The sequence below is a fragment of the Streptococcus oralis genome, assembly GCF_019929365.1.
Classification (GTDB): domain Bacteria; phylum Bacillota; class Bacilli; order Lactobacillales; family Streptococcaceae; genus Streptococcus; species Streptococcus oralis_BT.
The window spans coordinates 1-20,010 of sequence record NZ_JAHZPH010000007.1 but is presented as its reverse complement, the minus strand read 5'-3'; the positions used below and the strand labels follow the sequence as shown (position 1 = coordinate 20,010).

Below are 20,010 nucleotides of genomic sequence, written 5' to 3'. Positions count from 1 at the left end.
TGAAAATATTCAAGGATAGAAGAGAAGCTCCAAGTAGATTTACACTCATGAGGTGCTCCTGTATTTCGTAGGTGAAATATCATGGTAAGCCAGTTAATCCTATCTTGATTATCAGTGGGATGAGCCTGTTTTCTTGGGTTGTCTTGCTGTTACGATGGTGAATGAACATTGCTAGAAAATGATCGCAAGACTTGCTAAATATAAAGAATAAAGGATGACAGATGAAACATTTCGGTCTTAAGAAACAGAAACGAACAAGTATTTTTTTCCGAAGAGCAATTTTTACAATTTTGATCATTGCGATCTATATACTTGGTCGCCATATTTTACTTCCAGGATACAATGGCAATACAGGTTTTTCACAAATAACTGAGCAAAATCCCTTGGCCTATTTGTATTCCTTAGCAGGAGTAGATGTCTCTAAGATTTCCATGTTTTCACTGGGACTAGGTCCTTGGATTACGACGATGATCGTTTGGCAGGTCATCAACTTGAATAAAAGTTGGAATATCCAGTCCTGGTCATTGAAAAAAGCGGATTTTGTGCAAAAGATTCTCACTTTGATTTTTTCCGTGTTACAGGGGATAGCTGTTATGTACACGGCTCGTTCGGAAAATGGACGCTTTTTGCTTCTTGTAGATGATTGGATTTATAATATGGCTGTACTGGCAACTGTTGTAGCAGGAGGCTTTGTTATTATCTGGTTGGCTAGTTTGAATGTTAGCAAGGGAGTAGGTGGGCAGACAATTATTATTATTTCAGGAATTCTGCTACAATTTGCTAACCAATTAGTGGTATTGATAGGACAATCTGTTTTGTCTAAAGAAGGATTAGCCTTTCTAGTAGGTGCGGCGATCTCATTTTTGATCTTGGGCTATATTGCCGTGGTCTGCGAGAGAGCTGAAATTCGTTTGCCTCTAAATCGAGTCATGTTAAGTAGTCGTTACTATGGCAAATCTTACCTCCCTATCAAATTTCTTCCCTCTGGGGGAATGCCTATTATGTATGCCTCGAGTGTTATTATGTTGCTTCAGTTGGTATTAGACTGGTTTGGACATGGTTTTACAAAAAATTTTGGTAGTTTATTTGACTTTACAAACCCCCTAAGTTTAGCCTTTTACTTGCTTGCTATCTATCTTCTTGCAATTTTATTTGCCTATATCAACTTAGAACCAGAAGAAACAGCGAAACGTTTACAACGTCAAGGAGAATACCTAGATTATATCCAGCCTGGGAAAGCAACTTTAAAAGTTTTGAAACATTACATTTCCTTACAATCTAATGTAGGAGCACTCTACCTGATCGTTTTTATTGGTTTACCCTATTTCATTAATTTCTTCCTACCTCTTCCAAATTTGCTTTTGACTATACCAAGTACATTGATCATTTTAGTCAGTATGCTCTTGCCTTTGCATGAAGAAATACGTATCTTGAGAATTGGGACTTACTACCACAAAGAATTAGAATTTAAAGGAGAATAGAGGGATATGTTTTACTTTGTACCATCTTGGTATAGACAAGATCGGAAATGGTATTCTACCACTCTGCCTTTCTATTACGTGTCTAAAAATATGATGTTTGATGATGCGGTGAATTTGCTGCGAATGTTTCAGCAATCAGGAGAGGCAAATACCACTCTGATTTTGAACTATTCACCACATATTCGAACCTTTCTTTATCAGCAAAGAATATTGCCAGAAACTGTATGGAATCTATTTGATACCATACAAGGTCTGACGGATGTATCTGTACGTAAAATTCGTCTGGAAGATATTAAATGGCCTCAAGGAGTAGAATTCTTCTATACTCCTTTTATGATTGAGGTATATTTAAATCAAGAACACTATGCTAAAATTAACTTTTCACAAACAGGTAATTTCTTTGATATTACTTATTTTGAGGGTGGACAGACAAATCATCAGTTGATTTTTGATGATCGTGGATTTGTTTCAAGCATCATCTATTTTGAAAATGATCAACCTTACTACCAAGATTATTTAAATTTACAAGGTACATGGCAGTTTAGGGAATTTTTGGGCACAGAAAATCATCAAGTACTTATCAACCCTGAGGCGCAGGCTACATTTGCAAAAGAAGTTTACCAAGATATCGAAGAATTGATCAATGAAAAATTAGATCAGTATCTAACTTCTTCGCTAACCAAGGATGATACGATTGTGATTTCGTCAGATGTACAGCACAATCACTTTTTCCAAAAGATTAAGGAAAACCATCATGTTATCTTGTCTTTTTTTGGAGATCGCTATCCAATCACAAACCAGGAGCAGCTGCTAACGGATTTGACAGACACGCCGTTCTTCGTTGTTGATAGTTTAAATAAAATTGAAACGATAGCAGCTAATGTGGATCTAGAACAGTTGCCGGGATTTTATGAGATTCCGCCTTATGATACTCATCTAAACCTAGGGCATAGTCAAAGAAAAAAAGAGTTAATTGTTTACGTCAATTACGACAATCTACCAGCAGATCAAATTCAATATGTGTTTACGACTTTGTTTGAAATGATGTTGAAAAATGAATGGATTGACTTGCTGGTTGGAACACAAAGTCAGGATTTTGGCCGAGAGGCCTATATAAAACAGGTACTAGAAAACTATCGAACTCTTAAGCCAGAATATGAACAAGAATTGATTTTTGTTGATAAAGAGAAAAGAGCGAGAGGTGAGAACCGAGTTCTTGATGATGAAGAGGAGATTGTTCGCGAACGGATTGATATTGAGACCATTCATAGCGACATCGATTTGATTAAAGCTCTGAAGTACGTTCGTATTATACTAGATTTGGGAACTCCAGCTGATGTGTTGACTCAAATCGCTGGCATTAGTGGAGGGATCCCTCAGGTTAACTTGTATAGTTCTTCTTATGTGAAGCATGGAGAAAATGGTTGGATTCTAGATGATATTTCAGATTTTGAAGAGGCACTCTTATACTACCTCACAAACTTAGAACATTGGAATCAATCTCTAGTTCACTCAGTCAAGAAGATTGAACAGTATACAAGGGGTGAGATTGTCGATATGTGGAAAAATACCATAAAGGAATTAAAAGGAAATGAAAAAAATTAGTGTTTTGCAAATTGCTGATGAAAATTGGCAGGAGCAATATGAAATTCCTAGTAATATAAAATGGACATTTGTCAAACCAGAAGACATCGTCTCTTTATTGCCAGAAGATATCGGGATCTTAAATAGAGAAGTTGAGGCGGAAAACGGGAAAAAAAAGAAGAAAAAAGTAGACAAACCGTTTGATGTCGTGTTAGTAGATACTGCTGAATATTTAGAGTATGTCACTATCTTGGATCAGAAAATTCAGGTTTACCGTCTGTTCTATCATGAGCGTTGTCAAATCACTACAAAAACGTTGGAACGATTTCTTTTGCGCAAAAAAGCTGTGAAAACAAATTTTGAAAATCCAGAGCAGATGCTACATATATTTTCACGTGGTTTTTTCTCTAAGCAAAATGGAACGAAACTAAGTGTTAATCATCTAGTCGCTGCACCATCTTTTGAGGGGCAAGTTAGTTATGAAGGGACAAATTACCTTTGTTTGTGTGGCCGATACGGCGAGGATTATCAGACTATTGCGACCTATCAACATAATGTTTTTCTGAGTGGGGAAATGCCCTTGGATCTGTGGCCTGAGTTCAGGGTTTCAGAAGGTTGTTCGATCCGCTACGTTATTAAAGGTTTTCCAGCTGGAAATTCTCCCATGCAAGAATGGATTTATGATGAAACGAGCTTTGATCGGTCTCTGACGTTAGATGTAAATGATTCGTATTATTTGAGTATCAGTATTCAAGCAAAAGGACAAGGAATTGTAAAACTTGGTCCCTGCCACTATCGAGACTCCCATCTAGGCTATGGAGACTTGTTAGTCGGAGGAAAACGAATTAGCGATAAAAATAGAGAAGAACTGATTTATTTCTTTCATCCAGGAGATTTGAAACCACCGTTGAACATCTATTTTTCAGGGTACCGTCCTGCAGAGGGATTTGAAGGGTACTGGATGATGAATAATTTGGGATCGCCATTCTTACTAGTAGGGGATCCGCGTTCAGAGGGGGGCGCATTCTATCTTGGATCGGAGGAGCTCGAACAAAAACTTCTTCAAGTGATTCATAATTGCTTAGATGAACTTGGTTTTACGAAGGAACAACTGACCTTGTCAGGTTTATCAATGGGGACTTTTGGTGCCCTTTACTATAGTTCTAAGTTGGAACCTCATGCCGTCATTGTCGGAAAACCTCTTGTCAACTTAGGAGATATGGCAGAAAATGAGTCAACTATTCGTCCAGGAGGATTTCCAACGTCACTGGATTTGGTGTATCGTACAATAGGAGAATTATCAAGTGAAGCTACAGCTCAGCTTAACGAACGTTTCTGGACGGCTTTTGAGTCAGCTGATTTCTCAAGAACAAAATTCATTATCTCCTTTATGTATCAAGATGACTATGATATGTCTGCCTATCCTGATATGCTGGATGAGTTAGGACAGCGAGATTACCGCGTCAGCGTTATCAGTAAGGGATTGACTGGACGACATAACGATGATACACAAGGTATTGTTGAATGGTTCTTTAATCAATATAAAACGCTATTAATGAATAGTTTTGAAAGGGAGTTTAAATCGTGAGATACAAGGAAGAAGTCTATTTTGCTTATTGGGATATCCAAAGCATATCTCAGTATCTATACGGTTCATCTGTCAAACTGTTAGATGGTGGTCATGTTTTGTATGAAAACCAGTTCATGCCTTCGGGGACAGTTATTCATGAATGGCATTCACGGGCAAACTATCAGGCCTTACGCAATACGAGTCAGCTTCCTGAATTGAAACGTGGGCAAAACTATATTTTTGGCAGTCATATAGAAACCATCCCAGAAAATTCAACATACTTAAAGGTTGAATTTATGGATGCTCGAGATGAAGAAATTTCGAATCAAATCATTAAACAGGGAGAGAGAGTGAGCGTATGCGTTCCAGATAATACACAATATTATAAGGTGCAGTTAGTCAGCTCGGGTTGTCATCGCTTCCTTTTTGAAGGGATTTATGTTGCTGAGGAGCAGTTGGCGGATTATACAGTGGATCGCTACTGGATATCTGATTTGCTTCATCAGGATTCCGAGAAAGAAACGATGTATGTTTGCTTTACTGAACCTGAACTCAATCGAACAGGTTTTATTCCAGAACGTGTTCGTGAACATTTCTCAAATGTATTGATTGTTAATTCGTCTTATAGGGAAGCGCTCCTATACATGGAGGAACGTTTTTACGAAACTTTGCTTGAAACGATTGAAGAATTAGCGCAAGAGCATCTTTTTGAAAAAGTGGCTTTTGTTGGTTATGGAGCGATTTCTAATATTGCGGCCTTGCATTACTCCAAACAATTTGGAAATTCATACGCTCTTGTGACGGATGAGTTTTTAAGCGAACTAGACTATCAACGCTTGCTGGAACGTTACCGTAATCGAGTAAATCCGCCTATTTTTAAAGAATTATTGCTACAGCAATTTAATCCGACAAAAGTTAGGGAATATGCGAACTTGAAGACTAGACCACGTGAACTAGCAAACATTGAATATTTATTAGATAAGTCATTTTTACTTCAAGCGATTGACTTGGAAAAGATTGAAGAGTGGATGAGAGAGAATGAAAACTAAACGATTCAATTTGACCAACTCCTATAAACTAATGCGTTACAAAAAGATTTTGGAGAAGGTTAATAAACTATCTGATAGTTATGCAGCTATGTCAAATGAGAAACTGCAAGCTCAGACAAAATGGTTTAAAGAACGCCTTTCTGGAGGAGAAAGCTTGCAGTCCATTTTGCCGGAAGCGTATGCAACCATTCGTGAGGCAGCCAAGCGTGTATTAGGATTATATCCTTATGATGTTCAGGTTTTAGGGGCCTTGGTTATGCAAGACAATCAGATTGCAGAAATGAGAACAGGGGAAGGAAAAACCTTGACAGCTATCCTTCCTTTATACCTAAATGCTTTGACGGAAAAAAGTACAATCCTAGTCACGGCCAATGAATATTTGGCAGTGCGTGATGCTAAACAAATGGCACCCGTTTTTCGATTTTTAGGAATGACAGTTGGGGTTGGTGTCTCGGACGATCCGACAAAAAAACTTAAAATTCCTCAAAAACAACAAATCTATAAGAATGATATTGTCTATACAACACATAGTGCGTTAGGGTTTGATTACCTAGAAGAAAACTTGGCGACATCTCAATCAAAGAAGTTTTTGCCAAAATTTTATTTTTGTTTGGTCGATGAAGTAGATGCAGCCTTGCTAGATAGTGCGCAGATGCCCCTAATCATTTCAGGTTCTCCTCGGGTTCAATCCAACCTCTTTCTCTCGTGTGATGAGTTTGTAAAAACTCTAAAAGAAGGGGAAGATTTTAATCTAGACTCCACTCGGACGTCTGTATGGTTGACGAGAAAAGGAGTAAGAGAAGCAGAGGTTTATTTCCGCGTTCAGAATGCCTATGATCCAGATAATTACCAGCTCATTCGCCAAATTAACCTAGCTTTGAGGGCCAACCATCTATTTGAAAAAGATCGTCAGTATACGGTGGATAATGGCGAAGTCAAACTGATGGATGAGGCGACAGGACGCCTCTTGGAAGGAAACAAACTCCAATCAGGACTGCACCAAGCACTAGAAGCAAGAGAACGTGTGAAAATCACATTGGAAACGCGTTCGATGGCCTCTATTACCTATCAAAATTTATTTAGAATGTTTCCCAAATTAGCAGGGATGACAGGTACTGGTAAAGTTTGTGAGGATGAGTTCAGAGACGTTTACGACTTGGGAGTCGTAGTTGTTCCTACACGAAAACCCAATTTACGAATTGATTATCCAGATGAAATCTATCTCACGATTCCTCAAAAGTTATATGCTTCATTGGAGTATATCAAAAAATTACATAAAAAAGGTCAGCCAGTTTTAATTGCGACAGGATCAGTTGGAATGTCTGAGATTTATTCTATGCTCTTACTCCAAGAGGGAATCGCCCATAATGTGTTGAACGCCCATAATGCAGCGAAAGAGGCTGAGATGATCGCCCTGGCTGGTAGACGTTCTGCAGTGACGGTAGCAACATCAATGGCAGGTCGTGGAACAGATATTATCTTAGAAGAAGGGGTTGCTGAGTTGGGTGGACTTGCTGTTGTTGGAACAGAGAGAATGTCCAGTGAGCGAGTGGATTTGCAGCTTCGCGGTCGTGCCGGACGACAAGGCGCTCCAGGGTTGAGCAAATTCTTTATTTCTCTTGAGGATGATCTTATTTCTAAGTCTGGTAGCAAATGGATTAGTGAGTACTATCACAAAGAAATTGCAAAACCAGAGGAAAAACAAAAGGTTCATTTGACTTCTCGTCGTATTAGACATGCGGTTGAAGAGGCTCAGAAGAATAGTGATAACGCGTCAGCGGCTTCCAGACGTTCAACGGAACGATATGATGAAAGTATCCGTATTCAGCGACAGATTATCTACAATAAGCGTAATAAGCTCATCTCTCATCCAGACTTTGATTTGACTTATTTCTTGTCTATCCTATCGGATGCAGTGGACATTTATACAAGTAAAACACCGTTTAAAGAGCGGGCGGATTTATTTCGCTTTGTTTTGGATAACATTAGTTATTACTGCGAGGATATTCCAGATGATCTAGATGTCACGGATTTACGGCAAGTTAAAAAGTTTTTATCTGACCTCCTTGTTTCAGAGTACCAGCAGAAAAAAGACAAAATCAAGGATTCAGAGTTGTTCAATCAATTTCAACGAACTGTTGTTTTGAGAGCGATAGATGACTGTTGGGTTGAGCAGGTTGACTATTTACAGCAATTTCAAGGTTTGGTGTCTAGTCAAGGGTATGCCCAAAAAAATCCTGTCTTTGAGTTTCATAAAGAAGCTTTTAAATCATACAAAAGAATGAATGCAGATATAAATCTAAACATTATAAAAAATATGGCATTGAGTTACATTAATATTAAGCCTTCTGGGAAGTTAGAAGTTTTCTTTGGCTAATACTTTGACAGATTCTGTTGTAGACTTTATAATGATGATATAACTGTATTTTTGGAGAAAATCATATTATGAGCAAAAATAATAACGAAGAGCTAAAGGGATTTAAACGTTTGATATCAAAGTTTAAGCAAAAGGGTAGGGAAGATAGTGATTACCGTAGCCTGGATGCAACTAAATCAAAGCCCGTTAGTCGAAAACTCAAAGAGCAAAAGGAAATTATTCTGAGTGCTAGTGAAGATCTTGAGTTACCAACAGAATCAGTTTCTGTCATGGAAGCCTTAGAAGACTTTCAGGAAAGGAACAGTTTGGGAGTGGCTGACTTGATAAGGAATGTTAGTCAGAGCTTGTCAACTAGCGCTTTAGCTTCCCTCAGCCTTTCTGTCGCAGATTCGTACAGTGAGTCGTTTAGCCAGAGTATATCAGCAAAAGGATTCTCGCTTCGAGAGTCCATGTCTGAGAACTACTCATTAGTGGTCTCTTCTTCAGAATCTGAATTTGAGTCCCTTTCCTTGGTTGATAGCCTCTCTGTTTCTGAGCATTTGACAGGGGAGTCTCTTTGTCAGGATACGGATGCATTCTCTTTGAGTGAAAGTGTTGCATACTCCGAGTCCCTTTCTTATGATCAAAATCCTAGTGTCTCCGAGTCCCTTTCCTTGAGTGAATCGGAACAAGCGAGTCAGAGTGTCTCCGAGTCCGAGTTCTATAGCCTGAGTCAGAGTGAATGGGAATCCATATCCGAATCCCAAAGTCACTCAGAAGAAGAGTGGTGGAGCTACTCCGAATCAGAACAAGCAAGTCAGAGTATTTCTGAGTCCGAGTTCTATAGCCTGAGCCAGAGTGAATGGGAATCCATATCCGAATCTCAAAGCCACTCAGAATCAGAGTGGTGGAGTTCTTCCGAATCGGAACAAGCGAGTCAGAGTGTGTCCGAGTCTGAGTTCTATAGCCTAAGCCAGAGCGAGTGGGAATCCGTTTCGGAATCTCAAAGCCACTCAGAATCAGAGTGGTGGAGTTCTTCCGAATCAGAACAAGCAAGTCAGAGTGCCTCTGAGTCCGAGTTCTATAGCCTGAGTCAGAGTGAGTGGGAATCCATATCTGAATCCCAAAGCTCTTCAGAATCAGAGTGGTGGAGCTATTCAGAATCGGAACAAGCGAGTCAGAGTATCTCCGAGTCCGAGTTCTATAGCTTGAGTCAGAGTGAATGGGAATCCATATCCGAATCTCAAAGCCACTCAGAATCAGAGTGGTGGAGTTCTTCCGAATCAGAACAAGCAAGTCAGAGTGCCTCTGAGTCCGAGTTCTATAGCCTGAGTCAGAGTGAGTGGGAATCCATATCCGAATCCCAAAGCTCTTCAGAATCAGAGTGGTGGAGCTACTCCGAATCAGAACAAGCGAGCCAGAGTGTTTCCGAGTCTGAGTTCTATAGTCTGAGCCAGAGTGAATGGGAATCCATATCCGAATCTCAAAGCTCTTCAGAATCAGAGTGGTGGAGTTCTTCCGAATCAGAACAAGCGAGCCAGAGTGTTTCCGAGTCTGAGTTCTATAGCCTAAGCCAGAGTGAATGGGAATCCATATCCGAATCCCAAAGCTCTTCAGAATCAGAGTGGTGGAGCTACTCCGAATCAGAGCAAGCGAGTCAGAGTGTCTCCGAGTCCGAGTTTTATAGCTTGAGTCAGAGTGAATGGGAATCCATATCCGAATCCCAAAGTCACTCAGAATCAGAGTGGTGGAGCTCTTCCGAATCAGAACAAGCGAGCCAGAGTGTCTCCGAGTCTGAGTTCTATAGCCTGAGCCAGAGTGAGTGGGAATCTGTTTCGGAATCTCAAAGTTACTCAGAAACAGAGTGGTGGAGCTACTCCGAATCAGAGCAAGCCAGCCAGAGTGTCTCCGAGTCTGAGTTCTATAGTCTGAGCCAGAGTGAATGGGAATCGCTTTCTGAATCTCTTTCGATGAGTGAGATGATTTCTCATCTACTTTCTGAGTCCGAGTCGTTAAGTTTGAGTGAAAGTCTCTATATCAGTGAATCCGAATCCTTAAGTCAAAGCCAACAAATATCTGAATCTTTAAGTCAAAGTCAGAGTGTAGCTGATTCGGTGAGTTTAAGGAAAGCATCCCTATCTCAATCCTATAGTATGTTAGAATCAGAATTTGGTTCCTATAGACAGAGTGTGGCGGAGACAGAGGTATTCGCGCATGACTTGCATGCTTCGGAACGTCTGTATAAGAGCCTCTCTGAACTGGATATGAGCCCTCTAACTCACCAGCAAAAAGTGCAAGAAGTGATGACACCTGAAATTTCTGAAGAGGGATTGTCTCAAGCACATATTGTTGAAGAGCAACAGGAGCCTGAAAAAAGAGAGGAATCGATAAAGAATGTAGATTTGCAAGACTCTCTGAAACATCTGTCTCACTATTCAGAATCAAATGGAACAAATTTAAGGATGACGGAACGCCAACTCTATCACCTACTCAGACCAGGTTCGCAGCCCCTAGCACGTGACTTAAGAAATGTTGCAAGTGAATTGTCTGGTTTGGCTGCTATTACTCAAAAAAAGGAAGATGCTAAATCATCCTAAAAATATCAGAACTTGCAATCATTAAATAGAAATAATAAAAATCAAAAGGAGCCACTATGATTAGAAATATGATGTCAAATAGTAACAAAGGTTTGGGTACTACAGATGTATTACCAGTTGACCAATCTCGGATAGAAGTTCTGAATGGAACAGTTGACTACAAAAATGTACCTTTAGGATCTTATGATATCCTGGGGAGATTTGCTTCAGTAGGTCAGAGAGATTATACGGAAGAGCTGAATTTAATTCAATCAATGGGTTTTAATGCCTATAGAATCTCGATTTCTTGGGCACGCATCTTTCCAAATGGTGAAGAGCTGCAGCCGAGTGAAGAGGGGTTGAAATATTATGAAGCAATCATCGATGACGTATTAGAAAAAGATATCGAACCTATTGTGACTTTGAGTCACTTTGACCTTCCTCTGAATTTATACGAAAAATATGGAGCTTGGAAAAGCCGCAAGATGATCGAACTCTTTGAGCGTTATGCAGAAGCGGTCTTTCAGTACTTTAAGGACAAAGTGAAGTATTGGATTACCTTCAATGAGTTCAACGTTTTGCACCATTTGCCGTTTCTTGGTGGGGGATTGTCTTTTGGAGCAGATGACAATCAAGAACAGGTGATTTGGCAAGCAGCTCATTATCAATTAGTTGCTTCTGCACGTGCAATCAAGCTCGGAAAAACAATCAATCCAGAGTTTCAGTTTGGTGGGATGATGGTTGTTAGTAAAAACTACAGTCAGCAAACTGAAAATGCTATTGATGTAATGGAAGCAGAAGTCAAAGATAGGGAAAATTATTTGTTTACAGACGTGCAAGTGCGTGGATACTACCCAAATCACTTTTTACGTCGTTTGGAACGTGATCAAATCGCCTTGGATATTGAAAATGATGACCTCTTTGTCCTAAGAGATGGGAAAATTGACTTTGTCAGCTTCAGTTATTATGCATCAAGCAATTCCCAAGAAGTTTTTATCAACAAATATGCAAGTAATGGCCAAAATCAAAATCGCATTGATTCTGTGGGACTTCGTCTCGTGATGAACAATCTTTATGATCGTTACCAAAAACCACTCTTCGTCGTGGAAGATGATGTGGTCTTGGATGATTCAAATAGTGTAGCAACTGAAGAGCTGAAAACAAACATCCAAGAGATCGTGAAAACAGTCGAGTATGATGGTGTGGAATTGCTTGGCTATACACCGCTTACTTGGACGGAACTAAAATTTTAAAATAGGAAGTAATAACTCGAATTCTTTCTGGTCTAAGAAGTAGCGTTCATGTTTTTACTTTTAAAAATGTCTGACCTATCAATCAGACATTTTTTTAGAAATGAATGAGCTTTAAACTAAGTTCGGGTTTTGCTTGATAGCGCTTCAGGATATTTTCCTTATTTGGAGCTTAGAAAAGAATAGCAATTTACGCTATTTTATGCTACAATGAGGAGTAGTAGTGTAAATTAGAATAAGTAAGGAATAGAGGGAGCAAAATGAGACTGAAGAAAACATTGTTCGGTAACTACCGTGCTAAGGAAGTCGAAGATTGTATCGAAGCATTAGAGGAAGGGTTCGATCGTGAAATTCAAAAGAAGAATGAAAAGATTGAATCCCTACGTAAAAAAATCGACTCTATGAAGAATCAAGAGAAAGAGATTGGTGAAGCAGTCATTTATGCCAAATCTCTTGTCATTGAAGCTCACGATAGGGCCGAAAAAGAAGCTAAAGAAGTTTTAGAAAAGGCACAAAAAGACTACTTAGATACGAGAGAATCTATTCTCGAAGAAATCGATACTCTGACTAAAAAACGGGCAGAGGCTGAGAGATTGTATAATTTACAAAAAGAAAAAATTAAAAATATTATTAGTCGAATTGATGATTTTCTAGAATTGGACGATATCGATGGTAAACCAAAAGATATCAAAAAAATTCAAGAATTGCGTAAAGAACTTGATAGACCAGAAGAAGTTGCTAAGGAGAAAGAAGAGGTGGTGCCTGAGAGAGAGAAACTCCATCTCGAACAACCCCTTGCAAAAACAGGAACAGATAGTACCATCTCTGTCAGCTACATCACTTCACGTCGCGCAAAACCTAAAAAGAAAGACGAAGATAAGTTAGATGATGATAAGGGCAAGAGAATCAAACGTCTTTCAAGAATTAAACGAGATAACTTTTTGTAAGAGGATAATCAAATATGACAATTTATAACATCAATTTGGGGATTGGCTGGGCGAGTAGCGGTGTAGAATATGCGCAGATCTACCGTGCAAAATTGCTTCGTAGTGTTGGCTTAGAAGCGAAGTTCATCTTTATGGATTTTATATCTGCTGATAACATTGAACATTTGACAAAGAATATCGGCTTTGAAGATTCTGAGGTTGTCTGGCTTTATCAGCACTTTACAGATGTCAAAATTGCACCGACGACCTATACGCTAGCACAGGTCTTAGCGAGTTTCGATAAAGAGCCCCTCGAAATTATCCGCGACACCGATATGAAGACGATCCGACTAGTATTTGGTGATGGTGATTTTGTGACTTGTTATGCCTGTGATATGGACAAAGAGTTGATTGAGCGCGCTGAAATTGTTTCGCGTGGTTGTTTGATTCAAAAAGAGTACTATACTTATACGAAGAATTTTATCGAGTATTTTAGTCCGATGAATGGTCATGCGCAATTATATCAACGTACCTGGCTCAATGAAGATGGCAGTGTGGCTTATGAGGAAATCATCAATGAAGTCGATGGTAGACAGGAGACGCAAGTCTATCGTTTCCCAAATCATGTTTTCTATTCTAAGCAAGAGTTTGTCGCGCATTTTATGAGAAGTCTGTCTCTGACGGACAAAGATTTATTGATCTTAGACCGAGAGACAGATATTGGTCAAGCTATCTTTGCTAATAAGGGCGCTGCAAAGCTAGTCGTAATCGTTCATGCAGACCACTTTAGTGAAAATCCTGCTGAGAAAGACTATATTTTATGGAATAACTATTATGAGTATCAGTTCGAATATGCTGACGAAGTGGACTATATCATTAATTCGACCGATGCGCAAACGAACCTACTCAAAGAACAATTCGCTCAATATACAAATATCAAACCAAAGGAAATCTTGACTATTCCGGTGGGAAGTTTGGATCAATTGCGTCATCCAGAAGGAGAGCGCAAACCGTTTGGATTGATTACAGCTTCGCGCTTGGCCAGTGAAAAGCATATTGATTGGTTGATTCACTCTGTAGTGAAGGCACATGAGCAATTACCTGAAATCACTTTTGATATCTATGGTACGGGTGGCGAAAGAGCTATGTTGGAGCAGTTGATTCATGAGTTAAATGCAGAAGAGTATATCCGTCTGATGGGGCATCACCACATGGCAGATATTTATCAAAATTACTCTGCTTACCTCTCTGCCTCCACAAGTGAAGGATTTGGTTTGACCTTGTTAGAGGCGGTTGGTTCTGGTCTGCCAATTATTGGTTTTGATGTACGTTATGGAAATCCAACCTTTATCCGTGATGGGGAAAATGGCTACTTGATTCCTGAGGCGCGTCCAGATGATCTGGATGCAATGACAACGGAATATGCAGAAAAGATTGTCCAGCTATTTACTCAACATTCCCAAGAAGATCTATCCCGTGTGTCCTACGAGGTGGCAGAACCATATCTTGATGAACATATCGCCCAGCGTTGGTATGATCTTGTTCAATCTGCACAGTATCAGTAGGGATTCGAAAAGAAAGGCATAAACACTATGATTTGTTTATTTGAACGCTATGATCAAGCGAGTTTTGATTTACTACGTTCACTTAAGGCAGCTGGGCTAGACTGCCCTGTTGTCGTGATCCGAGACGATGGCTACCTCGCACCTGATGTCGAGTCGCCTTACAGTTACTTTACTGGAGATGTGGCTTCAGAGGACGATCTACCTCTTTATTTTAACCTTGTTCCGAAACCTCATTTGTGGGAAATTCGCTCGAGCAATGTTAATGGTGAAATCTTGGATATGGGTAAGAAACGTGCCAATATCTTTTACCGTCAACCAACACACGAACGTCGCGTGCGTGCAGTCGAGTGGTTGGATGATCAAGGTCGTGTACGCGCTGCAGACATTTACAATCGCAAGGGACGTCTCTTTGCACAGATTACCTATGATAATGCCCAACGTCCAACTCATACACGCTACTTTAATCAAGATAATGTAACGGTGATTATGGAAAATCATTTAACAGAGGATATTGTCTTGACTCTTGATGGAAAACGCCATATTTTCAATTCTAAGCAGGAGTTTGTAATCTTTTACTTGCGATATCGTGGGTATGATACAGATCGCATTATCTACAATTCTCTAGCAACACCGTTTTTAGTAGCTGTTGGTCTGACTCCGAAAGAAGGACGAGCAGAGGATATTCTCTTCTGGCAGGAGCCGATTGGAGAGGAGTTGCCGGGTAACATGAAAGCGGCGATGCAGTTGCCTCATCGCAACATCCGTATCGCAGTACAGGATAAGCAAGTTTATGATAAAATCCTCAAGCTTGCAACACCAAAAGAGAAGAGTTACTTCCGCAATGTTGGTTATCTCTATCAATACCATCGCCTCAATAATATGAATCCAGAAGCTTTGATCCTGACGAATAGTGACCAAATCGAGCAAATTGAGTCACTTTTGACTCAATTACCAAATGTTCATTTCCATATTGGAGCGATTACTGAGATGTCAAGTCATTTGATGGAATTAAATCGCTATCCGAATATTTCCCTCTATCCTAATATTCGTCCAGCTAAGGTGAATGAGCTTTTTGCTCGCTGTGACTTGTATCTGGACATCAATATCAGTGATGAAATTCTCAATGGTAGTCGAACAGCTTTTGAGAATAATATGCTGATTCTCAGTTTTGAGACGACTTGTCACAATCATCGTTTCGTTGCAGAAAGCCACATTTATCCGGTGGAAAATGTATCAGCCATGGTAGGCAAGATTCAGGGAGTTCTCTCTCTTCCGTCTGAAATGGAGGCTGCTCTTGCTAAGCAAAAACAGGCGGCGAATCAGGCTGATCTGGAAGCCTACAAGGCAATTTTATAAGCTAATAAGACAAGGGCTTGCTTTCGATGAAAGCAAGTTCCTTTCTATCAACAGAAAAGGAGGAGCACATGTCTAACAAGGACAATGGCATTTTACAAGAACATATACGAGAACAGCTAGATAATCGAAAGAAACCCCTAAAAAGGGAGAAGCAAGATTTTAGCATGATTGCTGTGTTGGGCGGAGTTCTCTTTCTCGTCACCCTTTTGGTCACGCTACTCATGCAGTTGGGACACTTTTTCTAGGATTTTTTTCTGGACGGAGGAGTTCTCTAGAACAGATGAACCTTGACGATTTGCTCGTCAAGGTTTTTTGTCTCTATCTAATTGAACTAGTGTGAAAAGGGGGAGTAGGGATTTCGAAAGATAATAAAACGCTTCCAACAATTTGAAACGTAAAAGCGAATTTTAGCTAAAAATTAGGCGTTTTCATTGGTCATTTCGAGTATAAATGCTTGAAAAGGAGGAGCCTTTTTGGTAGAATGATAAATGGTATATACTAGATAAAAGCAACTGGTATATCCCAGATGGAATCTGCTTTTTCTGAGTCAAAGGGATAAAAACTGAGACTGACTGCGGCTTTTATTGGCTTTGGTTTTGAGAGGGCAGCGCAACTACACTTTGTTAATGATCATGAGGTTAACAAAGGGTCGCATTTGGATAAAAGAAAGGAATCAAATGTTTCGAAGTAAAAAATTTAACAAAGATTTCGAGATCGTAGATGAGAAAAAGCGTTATAAGCTTTACAAGTCGGGTAAAAACTGGGTAAAAGCCTCGAACTCTCAATTGGATCTCTTCCGTATCGGTGGGATGGGTGAAGTTGTCTCTAGTACCCTGTCAGACACTGAAGAACTTGATCACGCACATCTTAGTCTTAACACGCTAGCGGGTATAGGGGGAATCCTGGCCGCGGGAGCTGCAGGAATTGTGATGACTCAAGAGCAAACTGTTTATGCGGATGAAACATCTGAGTATACAGAAAAGGATAAAACAGTCATCGCTGCTGAACCGAAAGCAGCTGAAACAACTGAAACAAGTACTAACTCAATCATCGCTCAAGCGCAAGCAGAAGTAAAGAAAGCTCAAGCAGAACAAGCATCTGCAACAGCAGCCTCTGTATCAGTCAGTCAATCTGTTGAGGCTCAAGCGAGTGCGAGTCAGTCAGCTTCAGTCAGTCAATCTGCCTCAGCAAGTCAGTCAGTCGTAGCGAGTCAGTCAGCATCTGCAAGTGCTTCAACATCAGCAGGTCAGTCAACTGTTCCAGCATCTGAGTCAGCGAGTCAATCAACATCAGCTCCTGTATCAGCTTCAGCAAGTGCCAAAGCATCTGCATCAGTAAGCTCTACACCATCAGCGTCAGCAAGCGCTCCAGCACCTGCCTCTGTAGTTGAGAGTACATCAGTTGTTAGCGAACCATCAGCTCAGGCTTCTGTGTCTACCTCAGCTTCTGCATCGCTCAACCATAAGGTCAACCCTGCGGCAAGTCTTGTATCAGGCAGTGCTAACCAAAGTTTGGCAAGTGCAGCTCTTAGCACAAGTCAAGCAACAACAACAAGCAATAATATCGCAGCTGGTGTTGTAGCGGATAAGAACCAAGCCCAAGGTAAGGATACAACCAAGCAAGCTGAGAAAGACCAAGCAGCAGATAAGCAAGTAACTACTGCACCAAAAGAAGGTTACTCAGGTTTCCGTCAAGCAGGAAATCTAAACCGACAAGGAAATATCACTTATTCGCGCGGTGCTACAATCATAAGTGGACCAGGACATGTTACAGTTGAACCAGGTCAAAGAATTGATTACTCAGTAGTGATTGAAGGGGCACCTATCCATCCGCAGTACTTAGCACTGGTAACCAATGATATGAGACCTACTCATGCATTGGGGATAACGACTACGTTTACGCAATCTGGGCCTAATAGGGTTATAGCTCGTATTACTGGTACTGTCCAAACGCCTGGACCGAATGCGAAAACTAAGCTTCCGTTTTACCTTGCTCGTAGAGAATACGGTTCTGTTGGGGATTATCAACCTTTGAGAAACTTTAGCCTGAACATCAGTGATGCTGGTAGCAAGTCTGTTTCAACAAGTAAGCAACAGTCACTGTCGGCCAGTGCTTCAGCGAGTGCCTCACTTAGCGCATATCAATCCCACTCAGCAAGCATCAGTGCTAGCCAATCAGTATCAAGTTCAGCGAGTGCGAGCGTAAGTGCATCAGTAAGTGCAAGTCAAAGTGCTTCAGCATCAGTAAGTGCAAACCAATCAGCTTCAGCCTCAGCGAGTGCCTCACTTAGCGCAAGTCGTTCAGCATCAGCTTCTGCAAGTTCAAGCCGTTCAGCAAGTGCTTCAGCCAGCGCATCACTTAGCGCAAGTCGCTCAGCATCAGCTTCTGCAAGTTCAAGCCGTTCAGCAAGTGCTTCAGCGAGTGCCTCACTTAGCGCAAGTCGCTCAGCATCAGCTTCTGTAAGCTCAAGCCGTTCAGCAAGTGCTTCAGCGAGTGCCTCACTTAGCGCAAGTCGCTCAGCTTCAGCATCAGTAAGCTCAAGCCGTTCAGCAAGTGTTTCAGCGAGCGCCTCACTTAGCGCAAGTCGCTCAGCTTCAGCATCAGTAAGCTCAAGCCGTTCAGCAAGTGCTTCAGCTAGCGCATCAGTAAGTTCAAGCCGCTCAGCCTCAGCAAGCGTAAGTTCAAGCCGTTCAGCGAGTGCATCGCTTAGTGCAAGTCGTTCAGCCTCAGCATCTGTAAGCTCAAGCCGTTCGGCAAGTGCCTCAGTATCTGCAAGTCGTTCAGCTTCAGCAAGTGTAAGCTCAAGCCGTTCGGCAAGTGCATCACTTAGTGCAAGTCGTTCAGCTTCAGCAAGTGTAAGCTCAAGTCGTTCGGCGAGTGCATCACTTAGTGCAAGTCGCTCAGCATCAGCATCAGTAAGTGCAAGCCAATCAGCTAGCGCATCAGTAAGCTCAAGTCAATCAGCTTCAGCGTCTGTATCAGCAAGCCAATCAGCTAGCGCATCAGTAAGCTCAAGTCAATCAGCTTCAGCATCAGTATCAGCAAGCCAAAGCGCTTCAGCATCAGTAAGTGCAAGTCAATCAGCATCTGTATCAGCTAGCCAAAGTGCTTCAGCATCAGTATCTGCAAGTCAATCAGCTAGTGCATCAGTAAGCTCAAGTCAATCAGCTAGCGCATCAGTAAGCTCAAGTCAATCAGCTTCAGCATCAGCATCAGTAAGTGCTAGTCAATCAGCTAGCGCATCAGTAAGCTCAAGCCAATCAGCTTCAGCGTCTGTATCTGCAAGTCAAAGTGCCTCAGCTTCAGCATCTAACAACCAGAACTCAGCTTCTATCTCAGCAAGCGCGAGCCACTCTGCGTCTGTATCAGCAAGCCAAAGCGCATCAGCATCAGTAAGTGCTAGTCAATCAGCATCTGTATCAGCTAGCCAATCAGCTTCAGCGTCTGTATCTGCAAGTCAAAGTACTTCAGCATCAGTATCTGCAAGCCAAAGTGCCTCAGCTTCAGCATCTAACAACCAGAACTCAGCTTCTATCTCAGCAAGCGCGAGCCACTCTGCGTCTGTATCAGCAAGCCAAAGCGCTTCAGCTTCTATCTCAGCAAGCATCAGCGCTAGCCAATCAGCATCAAGCTCAGCAACAGCAAGCCAAAGTGCTTCAGCAAGTGCAAGCGTAAGTGCATCAGTGAGCGCAAGCCAAAGTGCTTCAGCATCAGTAAGTGCAAGTCAATCCGCTTCTGTATCAGCAAGCCAATCAGCAAGCGCATCAGAATCAGCTAGTCAAAGTGCTTCAACATCAGTATCTGCAAGCCAATCAGCTTCAGCTTCAGCATCTAACAACCAGAACTCAGCTTCTATCTCAGCAAGCGCGAGTCACTCTGCGTCAATTAGTGCGAGCCAAAGCGCATCAGCATCAGTAAGTGCTAGTCAATCAGCATCAGTATCAGCTAGCCAATCAACTAGCGCATCAGTATCTGCAAGTCAATCAACTTCAGCATCTGTATCAGCTAGTCAAAGTGCTTCAGCTTCAGCATCTAACAACCAGAACTCAGCTTCTATCTCAGCAAGCGCGAGCCACTCTGCGTCTGTATCAGCAAGCCAAAGCGCTTCAGCATCAGTAAGTGCTAGTCAATCAGCATCAGTATCAGCTAGCCAATCAACTAGCGCATCAGTATCTGCAAGTCAATCAACTTCAGCATCTGTATCAGCTAGTCAAAGTGCTTCAGCTTCAGCATCTAACAACCAGAACTCAGCTTCTATCTCAGCAAGCGCGAGCCACTCTGCGTCTGTATCAGCAAG

General features: G+C 41.2%; 12 protein-coding genes. All 12 read left to right on the top strand.

Annotated elements, in window-relative coordinates:
- The first annotated feature begins 221 nt into the window (after window positions 1–221).
- Window positions 222–1,481, top strand: a complete 1,260-nt coding sequence (locus tag K1I53_RS08010) for a preprotein translocase subunit SecY (protein WP_038804390.1) — start codon at window positions 222–224, stop codon at window positions 1,479–1,481.
- A gap of 6 nt (window positions 1,482–1,487) precedes the next feature.
- The gene (asp1, locus tag K1I53_RS08005; RefSeq protein WP_223328991.1) at window positions 1,488–3,086 is read left to right on the top strand and encodes an accessory Sec system protein Asp1; all 1,599 of its coding nucleotides are present in this window, start codon (window positions 1,488–1,490) and stop codon (window positions 3,084–3,086) included.
- Window positions 3,073–4,653 (top strand): accessory Sec system protein Asp2, encoded by a 1,581-nt coding sequence (gene asp2 / locus K1I53_RS08000; protein WP_223328990.1) that lies wholly within the window; start codon window positions 3,073–3,075, stop codon window positions 4,651–4,653. The genes asp1 and asp2 overlap by 14 nt, the downstream gene beginning before the upstream one ends.
- Window positions 4,650–5,684, top strand: a complete 1,035-nt coding sequence (gene asp3, locus K1I53_RS07995; protein WP_223328989.1) for an accessory Sec system protein Asp3 — start codon at window positions 4,650–4,652, stop codon at window positions 5,682–5,684. The genes asp2 and asp3 overlap by 4 nt, the downstream gene beginning before the upstream one ends.
- Complete coding sequence (gene secA2, locus K1I53_RS07990; protein ID WP_223328988.1) at window positions 5,674–8,061, top strand: accessory Sec system translocase SecA2; 2,388 nt, start codon at window positions 5,674–5,676, stop codon at window positions 8,059–8,061. Before asp3 ends, secA2 begins: the two co-directional genes overlap by 11 nt.
- A gap of 68 nt (window positions 8,062–8,129) precedes the next feature.
- Window positions 8,130–10,637, top strand: a complete 2,508-nt coding sequence (locus tag K1I53_RS07985; protein WP_223328987.1) for a hypothetical protein — start codon at window positions 8,130–8,132, stop codon at window positions 10,635–10,637.
- Between the two features lie 56 nt (window positions 10,638–10,693).
- Window positions 10,694–11,869, top strand: a complete 1,176-nt coding sequence (locus K1I53_RS07980; protein ID WP_084945362.1) for a family 1 glycosylhydrolase — start codon at window positions 10,694–10,696, stop codon at window positions 11,867–11,869.
- Window positions 11,870–12,126: 257 nt separating this feature from the next.
- Window positions 12,127–12,813, top strand: coding sequence for a hypothetical protein (locus K1I53_RS07975; protein WP_038804382.1), 687 nt, complete (start codon window positions 12,127–12,129; stop codon window positions 12,811–12,813).
- Between the two features lie 14 nt (window positions 12,814–12,827).
- The gene (gene gtfA, locus K1I53_RS07970; protein WP_223328986.1) at window positions 12,828–14,357 is read left to right on the top strand and encodes an accessory Sec system glycosyltransferase GtfA; all 1,530 of its coding nucleotides are present in this window, start codon (window positions 12,828–12,830) and stop codon (window positions 14,355–14,357) included.
- Between the two features lie 27 nt (window positions 14,358–14,384).
- A complete protein-coding gene (gene gtfB / locus K1I53_RS07965; protein ID WP_223328985.1) occupies window positions 14,385–15,713 on the top strand; it encodes an accessory Sec system glycosylation chaperone GtfB in 1,329 nt (442 codons plus the stop codon).
- Window positions 15,714–15,781: 68 nt separating this feature from the next.
- Window positions 15,782–15,958, top strand: coding sequence for a hypothetical protein (locus K1I53_RS07960; protein WP_000066115.1), 177 nt, complete (start codon window positions 15,782–15,784; stop codon window positions 15,956–15,958).
- 432 nt (window positions 15,959–16,390) lie between these two features.
- A partial coding sequence (locus K1I53_RS07955; RefSeq protein ID WP_223328984.1) for a KxYKxGKxW signal peptide domain-containing protein occupies window positions 16,391–20,010 on the top strand: 3,620 nt, incomplete at its 3' end.